The sequence below is a fragment of the Methylocystis sp. S23 genome (assembly GCF_054106005.1).
The window spans coordinates 1034529-1046565 of sequence record NZ_CM134185.1 but is presented as its reverse complement, the minus strand read 5'-3'; the positions used below and the strand labels follow the sequence as shown (position 1 = coordinate 1046565).

14 protein-coding genes are annotated in these 12037 nt (G+C 62.6%); all 14 read right to left on the bottom strand.

What is annotated here, in order from left to right:
* Complete coding sequence (locus ACV7JP_RS05395) at positions 1-435, bottom strand: RrF2 family transcriptional regulator (protein ID WP_457798200.1); 435 nt, start codon at positions 433-435, stop codon at positions 1-3.
* A 267-nt stretch (positions 436-702) separates the two neighbouring features.
* On the bottom strand, positions 703-1158 hold the full coding sequence (gene tolR / locus ACV7JP_RS05390) for a protein TolR (protein ID WP_457798199.1): 456 nt from the start codon (positions 1156-1158) through the stop codon (positions 703-705).
* A complete protein-coding gene (locus ACV7JP_RS05385; protein WP_457798198.1) occupies positions 1139-1882 on the bottom strand; it encodes a MotA/TolQ/ExbB proton channel family protein in 744 nt (247 codons plus the stop codon). The genes tolR and ACV7JP_RS05385 overlap by 20 nt, the downstream gene beginning before the upstream one ends.
* Positions 1883-1911: 29 nt before the next feature.
* Positions 1912-2691 carry an energy transducer TonB gene (locus tag ACV7JP_RS05380; RefSeq protein WP_457798197.1) on the bottom strand — a complete coding sequence of 260 codons (780 nt, stop codon included), beginning with the start codon at positions 2689-2691 and terminating at the stop codon, positions 1912-1914.
* 167 nt (positions 2692-2858) lie between these two features.
* Positions 2859-3605 carry an outer membrane protein gene (locus ACV7JP_RS05375; RefSeq protein ID WP_457798196.1) on the bottom strand — a complete coding sequence of 249 codons (747 nt, stop codon included), beginning with the start codon at positions 3603-3605 and terminating at the stop codon, positions 2859-2861.
* 26 nt (positions 3606-3631) lie between these two features.
* Positions 3632-6100: a TonB-dependent receptor gene (locus ACV7JP_RS05370; RefSeq protein WP_457798195.1), complete on the bottom strand. Its 2469-nt coding sequence runs from the start codon at positions 6098-6100 to the stop codon at positions 3632-3634.
* Between the two features lie 256 nt (positions 6101-6356).
* Positions 6357-7103 (bottom strand): cytochrome b/b6 domain-containing protein, encoded by a 747-nt coding sequence (locus tag ACV7JP_RS05365; protein ID WP_457798194.1) that lies wholly within the window; start codon positions 7101-7103, stop codon positions 6357-6359.
* A 28-nt stretch (positions 7104-7131) separates the two neighbouring features.
* Positions 7132-7650 (bottom strand): c-type cytochrome, encoded by a 519-nt coding sequence (locus tag ACV7JP_RS05360; protein ID WP_457798193.1) that lies wholly within the window; start codon positions 7648-7650, stop codon positions 7132-7134.
* 38 nt (positions 7651-7688) lie between these two features.
* Positions 7689-8243, bottom strand: a complete 555-nt coding sequence (locus ACV7JP_RS05355) for a peroxiredoxin (RefSeq protein WP_457798192.1) — start codon at positions 8241-8243, stop codon at positions 7689-7691.
* A gap of 14 nt (positions 8244-8257) precedes the next feature.
* Entirely contained in the window at positions 8258-8785 is a 528-nt protein-coding gene (locus ACV7JP_RS05350) for a rhodanese-like domain-containing protein (protein ID WP_457798191.1), read from the bottom strand.
* Between the two features lie 20 nt (positions 8786-8805).
* Positions 8806-9696, bottom strand: a complete 891-nt coding sequence (locus ACV7JP_RS05345) for a dienelactone hydrolase family protein (RefSeq protein WP_457798190.1) — start codon at positions 9694-9696, stop codon at positions 8806-8808.
* A 34-nt stretch (positions 9697-9730) separates the two neighbouring features.
* Positions 9731-10144 carry a hypothetical protein gene (locus tag ACV7JP_RS05340; protein WP_457798189.1) on the bottom strand — a complete coding sequence of 138 codons (414 nt, stop codon included), beginning with the start codon at positions 10142-10144 and terminating at the stop codon, positions 9731-9733.
* Positions 10141-10491, bottom strand: coding sequence for a cupredoxin domain-containing protein (locus ACV7JP_RS05335; RefSeq protein WP_457798188.1), 351 nt, complete (start codon positions 10489-10491; stop codon positions 10141-10143). The genes ACV7JP_RS05340 and ACV7JP_RS05335 overlap by 4 nt, the downstream gene beginning before the upstream one ends.
* An 11-nt stretch (positions 10492-10502) precedes the next feature.
* Positions 10503-11957: a DUF1501 domain-containing protein gene (locus ACV7JP_RS05330; protein ID WP_457798187.1), complete on the bottom strand. Its 1455-nt coding sequence runs from the start codon at positions 11955-11957 to the stop codon at positions 10503-10505.
* Positions 11958-12037: the final 80 nt, after the last annotated feature.

The window sequence follows — 12037 nt, the reverse complement described above, 5'->3', positions numbered from 1 at the left end:
TCACCGAAAAAGCTGCGAGTCGCGGCCGCCGCGATTGCGCAGCGAAGCGATGCTCGTGCGATCGAGAATGAGCGCGATCGATTCCCGCACGTCCAGCATGATGTCGCGTATCGCGCAGGCGTCCTCGTCCGGACAATCCGCGCAGCGCTGATAGGCGGTGCGGCTCGCGCAGGCGATCGGCGCGAGCGGGCCGTCGAGGATGCGGATGATCTGGCCGACGGTGACCTTCTCGGCCGGGCGGGCGAGCTGATAGCCGCCGCCCTTGCCCTTGCGGCTGTTGAGAATCCCCGCATTGCGCAATTCCACCAGAATCGCGTCCAGGAACTTCCTGGGGATGTTGTTCGCCGCCGCGATGTCGCCGGCAAGGCATTTGTCGTCCGCCGCGGCGAGATGAATCAGCGCCTTCAGACCGTATTTCGCCTTGTTCGAGAGCATTGTTCTTCAGAGGCTGCGGAAGGCGCGAAGCGCGCGCGGTCGCGACAGGACGCGCGGTCGGCCTCCCATCGGGATCCATATTTAGTTATCGTATAGGAGATCAGGAAAAATCCAAAGCGGCCTCGACAGGCCGTTTCAGCGCGAGCGCGGCGGACTTTTATCCTATTGACGGCAGCGGGAAATTCTCAGGTGAGAACGTCCCGGGTTCGGGAGAAGCGCGCTTTGGACGGTAAGCGCTGAGACGAACCCGGGACGCTTCCAAGCGCCCTATTGCGCCGCCGAAGCGGATTTGGCGCTCGAACCGCCTCCCTCGGATACGAGGGCGACTTTCAAATAGCCGGCCGCGTTGATCACGCCCATGGCCTCGGCGACCTTGCCGTAAGCGACCGCCTTGTCGGCCCGCACGTGAATGCGGCGGTCCCGGTTGTTCTCGCTGTTCTCCTTGAGGACGGCGAGCAGGCCTTCCGTGTTGCCGGCTTCCTTCTTGTCGACGAAGTAGGAGCCATTGGCGTCGACGCTGACGACGATCGGCGGCTGCTGATCGTTGAGCTGTTTCGCCTGCGTCTTCGGCAGATCGACGGGGATGCCGGACGTCATGAGCGGCGCCGCCACCATGAAGACGATGAGCAGCACGAGCATGACGTCGACGAGCGGCGTGACGTTGATGTCGGCGATGGGCTGGGAATCGAATTCCGAATCGTGCTTACGCAACGCGAAGGCCATTGCGCTCTCCTCTCTTGGACAGGTGACGTGACAGTTCGACCTCGAAGACGCCGATGAAGGCGGTGAGGCGCTTGCCGTAGGCGCCGATGTCGCCGCTGATGCGGTTGTAGAAAATGACCGCCGGAATGGCGGCGACGAGGCCCAGCGCGGTGGCGAAGAGGGCCTCGGCGATGCCGGGCGCCACGACGGCGAGGCTGGTGTTGTTGGAGGCGGCGATGCCCTGGAAGGAGTTCATGATGCCCCAGACCGTGCCGAACAGGCCGACAAAGGGCGCGACGGCGCCGATGGTGGCGAGAAACGGCAGGCGCGCCTGGAGCTGGTCGAGCGCCGCCGAACTTGCGAGCTGGGCGACGCGATGCACGCGCTCCTGCAGCGAGTCGCGCTGGCCTTCGGTGTAGAGCAGATCGGCGGAGCGCGTCTGCTCCTCGACCATCGCGCGGTAGACCTGCACGAGGGGATCATTTTCCGGGGCGTCGGCAAAGCTCTGCGCGACAGCCGCGACCGGCAATCCATCCTGAATGCTGGCGATGAGCCCGTCGGCGCGCTTGTGGAGGATGCGTAGCCGGATGAGCTTCTCGGCGATGACCGCCCAGCCCCAGGCCGAGGCGATGATGAGCAGGACGATGACGCTCTTCACGATGGCGTCGGCCTGCAGGAAGAGCTCGATCGGCGTCAGCGTATGCGCCAGTGCGGCGGACGCCGTTGCAGTGACTGGTTCGGCCATGGATTTTTGCCTTTCGTCTGGGAGGAGAATCAGGGGCTGAAGGTGATGGAGCCGGAAAGCGAGACCGGCTTTCCGGGCGCGGGCACAGAGCCGCAGCGGCTGCCGAGCCGGTTGGCGACGGCGTCGAAGGCGCCGTTGCCGGAGGAGGAAACCGAAAAGGAGGTGAGCGAACCCGTCGCGCTGAAGGAGGCGCGATAGCCGACATGCGCGGTGCGCGGGGCCTGCGATTCGGGATAGGCGTTGGCCGCCGCGCGTTGCATGCATGCGTGGAAATGGTTGGCGATCGCGGAAGGCGTCGCGCCGGGCGGCGCCGCGGGCGCTCGCACGGCCGGAGCGTCGGTGCGGGCGGCGGCGTTCGGGCGGGCCGTCGGCGCGGGCTTCGCGTCGGCGCGCGGCTTCGCCGGCGTCTCGACCTTCTTCTCGACTTTCGGGATTGGCTTTTTCTCGGGCTTGGGCGCGGGCTTCATTTCCTCGACCGGCGCGATCGGATCCATGAGCGGGGGCGGCGGCGGGTCGGGCAGAGTCAGTTCCTCAAGCGGCGGCGGGGTATCCTCGGGCGGCGGCTCTTCGACCGGCATCGGCGCCAGCTCGATGACCTGCTGCTCCTCCACAGGCGCTTCCGCCGTCTTGAACGACAGCGTCACAACGCCGCCCAGCAGCAGCGCATAGACGGCGATAGCCCCGATCTGCGCGGGGTAATTGGGTTTTTGGGAACCGGATTGCAGCAGGCTCTGCGCGCCATGCGGATCGAAAACGTACTCATCGACCGCGTCAGCGGCCTCAAAACTCGGCGCGGCAGCACTCGACATCGCATCGCCCTTTCCAATGAGAAGCTATGAAATCGATTATTAGAATAGTATTCCTATAGACGCAATATGATAATTGGACAAAAGAACGTCATCAAAGCGGCGCCGCGAAACGAAAGCGGCTCGCGGCGAAAAACCGCGAGCCGCGCGAAGGCGCCTAATAGCCGCGGCTATTTGGCCAGCGCCGAGAATCCGGGGATCGGCCCCGCATTGAAGTGGTAGTTGACGCCCCCTCTCACAATGTGGCCGGCGCTTGAGAGATTCGCGTTGACGACGCCGAGATTCGTATTGTAGGCGACGCCCGAGTCGGCGAGCCAAGCGTAAAGATATTCGCCCTTGAACGAAAGCTGGTCGTTCCAGGCGTATTCGAACCCCGCGCCGGCCGTCCAGCCGGGACGAAGCGTCGGTCCCGTGCTGAGCCGGCCATAAGTCGGGGGGAAGAACGCCGTGAAGCTATTCGAAACGAAATTCGTGCCATAGGCGAGGCCCGCCGTCGCATAGACGAGCCAGCGCGGCGAAATCGTATAGCCGACGCGACCGCGGAAGGTGCCGAGCACGCCGGCGGTCGTCGAACTCGGATAGAAATTGCCGACGCGCTCGGCTTGGATAAAGCCGCGATAGCCGAAATCCGCCTCGGCGCCGAGGACGATCCTTTCGCTCCATTGCCAATTATAGCCGATCGTGCCGCCGCCGACGAAGGCCGGCCCTCGCAGCGGCGTCTGGTTGGCGAGCGTGAAAGCGCCTTCGCTCAGGATCGCGCCGGCATAGACGCCCGCGTAACCACCTTGCCAGGTGAAGGCTGGCGGCGGCGGGGGAGGCGGCGGCTCCTTGGTTCTCGGGAGATCGGCGGCGTTCGCGGCGATGGCGGCGAGCGCCATGGCCGAGCCAAGCAGGACGGCGTTGAAGCTGTGTTTCATGACGAAAGACTCCTGATTTTTTGAACTCAATAGAGCTTGACGCGCAGCGTGGCGCCGAAGGTGCGAGGGTTGTCTGCGGCGAAGGTGACCGAGGGGGCCGCGGTTGGGCTGCCAATCGTGGAGGCGATGAAGACCCGCTCGTCGAGAAGGTTTCTGACCCACAGATTGAAGCTGTAGACGTCATCGTCCGTCTTCAGACCGACGCCGGCGTTCACCAATGCGTAAGGCGCCTGATAAATCGGATAGACGGACACCGGGCTTGAGAGCGACGTCTTCGCGCGCCAGGCCGCGTTCGCGTAGCTGAACAAAGTCACCGGACCCGCATATCCGACTCCGGAAAGGAAGGGTCCCAGCGGGTATTCGTGATTGAAGCCGACATTGAAGGAAACGGGCGCCACCGGATTGTTGCCCGAAACGCCGCCCGTGATCCGCTTTCCGGAGAGGCTGATAAAGGCGGGAGCGGCGACGCCGTTGATATTGGATGCGGCCGGCCACGTCCATTCCTGAGGCGGCGCGGCTTTCTCATAATCAACATAGCGGGCGTCGGTATAAGCTCCTGCGAAGGTCAGCCAGAGCCGGTCGATCGGGCTCCAGCGGCCATCGAATTCGAATCCCCGCAGACGAACGTGCCCGATATTTCCCAGGAAGTTGCGGCGCAGCGGAATTCCCGTCACGTCGGTGTAGTCCGTGTTCACGAGAATCGACTGAAAATTGTAGATGTCGTTCCAATAGAAGTTGCCGTTGACGATGAGCCTGTTGTCGAGCCAGTTAGTTTTGAGGCCGATTTCATAGTCCCATGACGTCTCCGGCTTGGTGACGAGCGGCTGGAAAGCCTTGAAATTACCCGCGCTGTCGAGGATCGGCAGCGCCTGGGTGTTGACGGCGCCGGATTTTTCGCCACGCGCGACGGAGCCGTAAACCATCACGTTTTCGTTGTAGCGATAGGACGGATTTACGAGGCCGGAAATCGAATTGTTGCGCTTCTCGACGCCGCCCGTATCGAAGAAGGTGGTGCCGCCGGTCGCCGTTCGAACGGCGGCGATTTGGTTGAAACTCGTAAGATTTTTGATCCAGCCGAAGTCCGATCCCCCGCGAATTTCAAATGTGTCGCGCAGACCAGCCGTCAGCGCCCACTGCTCGTCAATATGCCAGGTCGCCTGTCCGAAGAGCGCGGTGCTGAAGGTGCGCGCCTTGCCGTCATTGCGCGCCTCAAGGCCCCACAGATTGAGCGGGTTGGCGTTGATGTTGTTTTGGAACCACTGATTGGCTTGCGCGCCGTAATCAACGTGGTTGTACGACCAGACCTTCTCGTAGAGATTGTAATTGCCGATCGTCCATTCGAGCGTCTGTCCTTGCGGGGACGCCAGCCTGGTTTCATGCGAAAACTGATCGACGAAAACGTCGAAGGCGTTGCTGCTCACATCGGTGAGCTGATTGCCCATCGAGTTGCGCGGATGGAGGATGAACTCGCGCCACGCCGAGACAGCCGTGAGCGTGTTCTCGCCGATCGTATAATTTATTTCATTCGACAAGCCCGTCGTCCGCTGGTCCAGCTTGCCGAGGCGGGTCAGATAGGGGTGGTAAGGGTCGAAGGTCAGAATCGGCCGGCCGAGGCGCGAGGCGAGGTTTTGCGAATAGCGACGGGCCACGGCGCCATTGGCCCAGAAGGGAAACGAGTCGCCATTGACGCCGCCGTAATTGTTGTATTCGTCGGAGCGCAGACGATCGAAGATCAGTCGGTCCGTGAAATTGTCGCCGACATAGAGCAACTGGCCTCGGATGCCCCAGCGGTTATTATCGAGGAGCTTTTGGCTGTTGAACTGATTGTTGATCCATCCGTCGCCCCGATCATAGAGAAGCGTGACGCGATAGGCGAGTTTCTCGTCGATGATCGGGCCCGTGACGTTGAGCTTCTGGATCACGCGATTGTAATTGCCGAACGTCGTTTCGGATGTGGCCGAACGGGCGAAGGACGGCAATTGCGTGCGGATCACGACGGCGCCGACGGTCGTGTTCTTGCCGAGCAGCGTTCCTTGCGGGCCACGGGCGACCTCGAGCGATTGCAGATCGACAAAGTCCGCCCACTGGAAGCCGACATGCGTATAGAAGACGTTGTCGACGATGAGTCCGACGGCGGATTCGGAGCCGTCGGCGCCGCCCGAAATGCCGGAAATGCCGCGAATGGACATGGCCGAAGTGCGCGGATTGGTGATCGACGGCACGAAGTTCGGAACTTTCTGCGCGAAGTCCTGCAAGCGCTCGAGGCGTTCGCGTTCCTGCGTCTTCGCGCCGACGACGCTGACCGGCAGCGGCACGTCCTGCGCCTTCTCCTCGCGCTGGCGCGCGGTTACTTTGACTTCCTCGACTTGCGCGTCTTCCGCCCGCGCGTCGTTCGTGATCGACGCTGCTACGAAACCGCCCGCCAGAGCGAGAGGCGCAAGCCCGACGCTTGTCAGAAGTTTTCTACGAAACGCTATGGCGTTGCACCTCATCATGGGACTCCAGACATCGCTGATGCGCAGCGTTATTATCAATCAACTAACTATGTAGGATTATAAGGTCCGGTCAAGCTCTAAACGCCACGATTCGCCTGAGGCCAACGCGCTCGGCGACGATTGCGAAAGGCGTGTTACACGCTTGCAACAGAGCGTTCGTCAAAAAAACGGCCGCGAGTTCCCAAAGCGATTGCGGTCAGGCGCGACATGACGGCCAGCGGGGAGCCGTGATGCGAAAAGCTATTCAATGAGTATGCTAGAAGCTCGCGAAATCCGCGTTCGGCGCCGGGGCCAATTGCAGTCCGACAAAAAGCAGCGCGGCGATCGCGACAATGAGGACCAAGGCGAGGGCGCCGCGAGACGATCCGATCGCTTCGTCGGAAGAGACGAGCGCGGTCGGCTTGGAGCCAAAGATCATGGCGCGGATAAGCGGTTCCTTTTTCAAAACGACATGCGCGCCGACGGCGCCGACATGCAGGCCGACGGCGGCGAGAATCACATAAAACAGCTTCCGATGCAGCGAGGTAAGGAGCAGGCTTTGCTGCTTGCTCACCAGTCCCGCCAGCGGACCCGAGTTGAAAATCTCGTCGTCGCCGAAGAGTCCGAAGGACGCTTGCGCGCCGAGCAGGAGCAGCAGCGCGAGCACCATCAGCGCGCCGAGCGGATTGTGGCCGGCATATCGCGTATGGCGTCCGCGGCCGACTGCGCTGACATAACGCAGCACGCCCCTCGGTCCTTCGACGAAATTCGCGAAGCGCGCATGCCGGGTGCCGACAAAACCCCAGACGATGCGGAAGACGACGAGAACGATCGTCGCATAGCCGAAAAGGAGGTGGAGCTGGAAATAGCTTGCGCCGAGCTTGTTCGTGACATAGGCGCCGGCAAGCGCGGCGACGAGACCCCAATGGACGAGCCTGATGGGCCAATCCCAAACCTTTCGAAAGCTCTCTTTCGAGCTGAAAGCCGCGCCGCTGGAAAGGCGATCGTTCTCGATGGTCGTCATTTGGAGGCTCCCCGTCGCCGCGCGTCGGCTACTTCGCCTTATAGTTCTCGTGGCAGCCCTTGCAGTCGCCGGCGAGAGAGGCGACCGTGGCCTTAAAGGCGTCCGTCGCGCCTTTCTCCTTGGCGTTCACTTCCGCCAAGGCCTGCGCATGCGCCTGGAAGTCCTTCAGCTTTTTGTCGAAGTCCGCGCGGTTGCTCCAAATGTCGGCCTTGGCCTTGGAGTCGGGCTCTCCGACATTCGAGCCTTCCGGAAAGGCCTCCTCGACGATTCCGGCGAGGAAGGCGATGCGCGTCGCGCGCTTCGTCGCCTCCGTCTCGTCATAGGCGACATTGCCCTTCGAGACGGCCCCGAACCAGCGGAAGGCGTTGCCGATGAGCGTGTAGGCTGCCTTGCGGTTCTCGACGGCCTGCTTCGTCGGCGACGGGCCCGCCGCAGCGGCGGCGGGCTGGGCGCTTTGCGCCTGCGCCGTCACAATGGCGGATCCGACGATCAAAAGAGCGGCCCCGGCGACAACGAGCTGAGAGGCGCGGATGGACGTATCGGTCATTTTCATTGAACCCCGTTGAGTTTTATAGCTCTTATTCATTAGAGCTTGTGTTCGTCGCGCCACTTGCGGACAAAAGTCAGCGTGTCTTCAACATGACGGCTCGGATTGGAGTCGGTCAGCGAAAAGGCGATCTTTCCGTCCGGCAGGATCACATAGGAAATGCGATCGGCGACCGTATCGCCATTCGCGCTCGGCTTCAGGCGCTTGGCGTCGTATGCCGTGATGACGCTCAGCGTCGGATCGGCGGCGACCGGGAACTTGTCGCGACATTCCTTCGTCGAGAATTCGCGCTGCACCTCAATCGTATCGTAGGAAACGCCGATAAGGCTCGCGCCGGCCGCGGCGAAATTGTCGTAGCGCTCGGCGAATTCATGCGCCTCCACCGTGCAGCCCTTCGTGAAGGACTTCGGATAGAAGTAGAGAACGACGGGGCCCTTCTTCAGCGCTTCGGCGAGCGAGAAGGTGAAATCCTTTCCGCCAAGCGCCGCTTGTGCGCTGAAATCGGGAGCGAGATCGCCGGGCTTCAAGGCGGCGTCCGCGGCGGTCGTCGCCAAGGCGAAGACCAGGACGGAAAGCGCAAACAGCTTTTTCATCGCGATGCGCCTCCTTATTTCGCGGGAGCCGCCGGAGCCGGAGCCGACGCCTGCGGCGCGGCGGCCGTCTGAGCGGGCGGCGCGATCTTCACGAGCGAGCCGCCTTCGTCCTCATAGTCGCGCACGCCGATGGCGCCGACGACATGAAAGCCATAATTCGAGAGAAGATCGCCGACCGCGCCGGCCCGATGCGCGCGATTCGACACGATGACGATCAGACGGTCGCGCGGAATATAGGAGAGGCTCCGCTGCACATCGGCGGTCTGAATGCTGAGATAGGCCGGGAAGCCGCCGAATTTCGTGAGCTCGTCGGGCCGACGGACGTCGAGCACGAGAAGCTGCTCCGGGCGCGACGCAAGCGCGTCGAACGCGGCGCGACTGAGCCGAAGCGTCTTGTAGGTATAAGCGGGATCGTTCGCGCGGGTGACAGGCCCCGGCTGCGCCGTCGGCGCGGGGGCCGGCGCGGCGCCGTCCGCGGCGACGGAGACGCCCGTCGTCGCGAGAACGATCGAGAAAACGGCGAGAGACAAGATGTTCTTCATTGGGAGAGCCTCTATAGGAGTCAGCCGCGCAGATGCGCGTTGAAGAATTCGATGGTGCGTCCCCAGGCGAGCTTCGCCGCCGCCTCGTCGTAGCGAGGGGTCGTGTCGTTGTTGAATCCGTGCTGAACCTTGGGATAGACGAACGCCTCATAGGGGATTTGAGCTTCCTTCAGCGCCGCTTCATAGGCCGGCCAGCCCGCATTGATGCGGTCGTCGACGCCGGCGTAATGGAGAAGGAGCGGCGCCTTGATGTTCTTAACCTCCTCGGCCTTTGGCTGGGCGCCGTAGAAGGGGACGACGGCGCCGAGGCCCGGAATCCTCGTGGCGAGGAAATTGGCGACTCCGCCGCCATAGCAGAAACCGACGACGCCTACTTTGCCGTTGCCGTCCGGAAGCGCCTTCAACGCGTTGGCCGCGGCGATGAAATCCTTGCGCGTCTTTTCCTGGTCGAGCTTCTGGAAGAGCTCGCGGGCCTTGTCTTCGTCGCCGGGATAGCCGCCGAGCGGCGCCAGGGCGTCGGGCGCGAAGACGATGAAATTTGCGAGGGCAAGACGGCGCGCAATGTCCTCGATATGCGGATTGAGGCCGCGATTTTCATGCACGACGAGGATGAGGGGCAGCTTTCCCGAAGCCTTCGCCGGCTTGACGAGATAGCCTTTCACCGTCCCGTTGCCCTCGGGAGACGGATACTCGACCGTTTGTCCGGCGACGCCCGGATCATCCTTCTTCACTTGCTCGGCTTCCGCGAAACGTGGTCGCAAGGCTTCGAGCGTCGCGGCGGCGCCGGCGGCGCCGAGTCCAAGTCGGGCGATGCGGTCGATGAAGCCGCGTCGATCAATGTCGCCATGGACATATAGATCGAACGCCTTCAGAATGTCCGGATCGAAATCGTCGGCAGTCTTGCGGGTCATAACTTGCTCATTGGTTGGGGCGGGCGCGAAACGCTCAACGCGCGAGGCGCGGCTTGTAGATGTCGTGGCAGGATTTGCAGAGATTCGGCGCTTCGCGCGCGGCGGCGGCGGCGGCTTCGAAATTGGCGCCGTCGACATTCGCCAGAACGTCATTGATGACTTTCAGGCCCTTGCGCGAGATTTCGACGGCGTCGTCGGCGCCCTTTTTCGTGAAATACGCCTCCGTGTATTTGAATCCGTCAAGGAGAACCTGAGCATCCTCCCGCGCGGCGTCCGCGTTCTGCGCCATGATGTCCGGCTCGAAATATTTGATCGTCTTGTCCAGATCACGCATGAGGTCGTTGTCGTAGTCGCGGAGGTCGATGGCGGCGATGACGGGCGCGCTGGCGATGACGGCAGCGAGCGCGACGAGAAGGTCGAGGCGAATCGCCTTTAGAAGCTCGATCATTTCGTTACCGTGATCTTTCCTTTCATCCCCGGATGCAGGTCGCAGAAAAAGAACGCTTCCCCCGCGGTCTGCAACGCGACGCCAAAAGCTTCGCCCTCGTCCAACTGCTCTTTCGAGCGATAGGTTTCGCCATTCGGCGTCTCGATGACGACCGAATGCGGAATCTGATCATTATTGACGAACTCGACCTTGCCGCCGGCCTTGACGCTCAGATCCGGCGGATTGAACATATAATGTTCGATCGCGATCCTTGTCGGCGCATCTTGCGCGGTCGCGGGATGGCTGGGACTGGCGGCGGCGACCGCCAGTCCGATGATGAGGAACGCAAGCCTCCGATATTCAAGCATCGCCTGGGGGCCTATGCGAGAATGTCTTTGACGACCTTGCCATAGACGACGGTCGGCCTTTCGGCGCGGCCGGCCCGCTTGTAAATCGTCTTGAGATGGTCGAGACCGAGAAGATGGAGCACCGTCGCGTGGATGTCGTAGGTGTCGACCGGATTCTCGACCGTCTTGAGACCGATTTCATCGGTCTGGCCGTAAGTGAAGCCGTGCTTCAGGCCGCCGCCCGCGAGCCACTGGGTATAGCCCCACGGATTGTGGTCGCGGCCGTCGCCGCTCTGGCCGTAGGATGTGCGGCCAAATTCCGAGGTCCAGATGACGAGCGTCTGATCGAGAAGGCCGCGCGACTCGAGATCCGACAGCAGGCCCGCGATCGGTTTGTCGACCGCGCGCGTATGGGCGCCGTGGTTCTTTTCGAGCTGGCGATGCGCGTCCCAATTGGCGTCGTCGCCGGCGCCGGCTCCTTCGATCGGACCGGACACGACCTGAATGAAGCGAACGCCGCGCTCGACCAGACGGCGGGCGCGCAGAAGCACGGTGCCGTAATCCTTCGTCGCATCCTCATTGAGGCCGTAGAGCGCCTTCGTCGCGTCGGTTTCCTTGGAGAGATCGACCGCCTCCGGCGCCGTCGCCTCCATGCGATAGGCGAGGTCGTAGGAGCGCGTGCGCGCTTCGAGCTCGGTGTCCTCCGGATGCGCGGCGCCGCGCAGATCGTTGAGCTTCTTCAGCAGGTCGAGGCTCTCGCGCTGCTGCTGCAGGCCGATCAGATCCGGCGGCGCCTGATGCAGAATCGGCTGAGGGCCGGGGCGGAAAGCCGTGCCCTGATAGACCGCCGGCAGGAAGCCGGAGCTCCAGTTGACCGAGCCCGCGCGCGGCTCCCGCTTGCCGTTGTAAAGCACGACATAGGGCGGCAGATCGGGATTGGCGGAGCCAAGCGCATAGGTGACCCAGGCGCCGAGCGAGGGCCGGCCGGGAGAGAGATCGCCGGTATTGAGCTTGAGAATGGAAATGTCATGCGTAGCGCCGACCGTGACGCTCGACTTGATGAAGGTGAGCTTGTCGGCGTGCTGGGCGATGTTGGACGCCCAATCGGAAAACCACGCGCCGCTTTGGCCATATTGCTTCCAGGTGCGGTTGGAGGCGAAAAGCTTGCCGACGCCGCCCTGGGTCGAGGTCTTGATGCCCTTGAGGAAGGACTCCGGCACTTCCTGCCCGGCGAGCCGCACGAGCTCCGGCTTGTAGTCGAAGAGATCGAGCGTTGAGGGCGCGCCGTCCATATGCAGCCAGATGACCGATTTCACTTTCGGTTCAAAATGCGGCGGCTTGGGCGCGAGCGGGTCGACGAAAGTGGCGGCGTTGGCGTCGGGGACGCCGAACCAGCCGCCGTCCGGCAACATCCCGCTGACGGCGTATCCGCCAAGGCCATATGTGGCTCCGCGCAGCCATTCGCGGCGAGAGGTTTTGATCAACATGTCGACAGTTCCTTCCAAATGGAGATGAGGCGGATTTGGAGCGCGCCGGCGAAAAAGCGGACCGGCCTTTCGCGAGGCGC

Bases quoted from the DNA above. Each gene is read 5' to 3' on its own strand.
- ACV7JP_RS05395 (WP_457798200.1), bottom strand. From the start codon at position 435: ATGCTCTCGAACAAGGCGAAATACGGTCTGAAGGCGCTGATTCATCTC.
- tolR (WP_457798199.1), bottom strand. From the start codon at position 1,158: ATGGCCTTCGCGTTGCGTAAGCACGATTCGGAATTCGATTCCCAGCCC.
- ACV7JP_RS05385 (WP_457798198.1), bottom strand. From the start codon at position 1,882: ATGGCCGAACCAGTCACTGCAACGGCGTCCGCCGCACTGGCGCATACG.
- ACV7JP_RS05380 (WP_457798197.1), bottom strand. From the start codon at position 2,691: ATGTCGAGTGCTGCCGCGCCGAGTTTTGAGGCCGCTGACGCGGTCGAT.
- ACV7JP_RS05375 (WP_457798196.1), bottom strand. From the start codon at position 3,605: ATGAAACACAGCTTCAACGCCGTCCTGCTTGGCTCGGCCATGGCGCTC.
- ACV7JP_RS05370 (WP_457798195.1), bottom strand. From the start codon at position 6,100: ATGATGAGGTGCAACGCCATAGCGTTTCGTAGAAAACTTCTGACAAGC.
- ACV7JP_RS05365 (WP_457798194.1), bottom strand. From the start codon at position 7,103: ATGACGACCATCGAGAACGATCGCCTTTCCAGCGGCGCGGCTTTCAGC.
- ACV7JP_RS05360 (WP_457798193.1), bottom strand. From the start codon at position 7,650: ATGACCGATACGTCCATCCGCGCCTCTCAGCTCGTTGTCGCCGGGGCC.
- ACV7JP_RS05355 (WP_457798192.1), bottom strand. From the start codon at position 8,243: ATGAAAAAGCTGTTTGCGCTTTCCGTCCTGGTCTTCGCCTTGGCGACG.
- ACV7JP_RS05350 (WP_457798191.1), bottom strand. From the start codon at position 8,785: ATGAAGAACATCTTGTCTCTCGCCGTTTTCTCGATCGTTCTCGCGACG.
- ACV7JP_RS05345 (WP_457798190.1), bottom strand. From the start codon at position 9,696: ATGACCCGCAAGACTGCCGACGATTTCGATCCGGACATTCTGAAGGCG.
- ACV7JP_RS05340 (WP_457798189.1), bottom strand. From the start codon at position 10,144: ATGATCGAGCTTCTAAAGGCGATTCGCCTCGACCTTCTCGTCGCGCTC.
- ACV7JP_RS05335 (WP_457798188.1), bottom strand. From the start codon at position 10,491: ATGCTTGAATATCGGAGGCTTGCGTTCCTCATCATCGGACTGGCGGTC.
- ACV7JP_RS05330 (WP_457798187.1), bottom strand. From the start codon at position 11,957: ATGTTGATCAAAACCTCTCGCCGCGAATGGCTGCGCGGAGCCACATAT.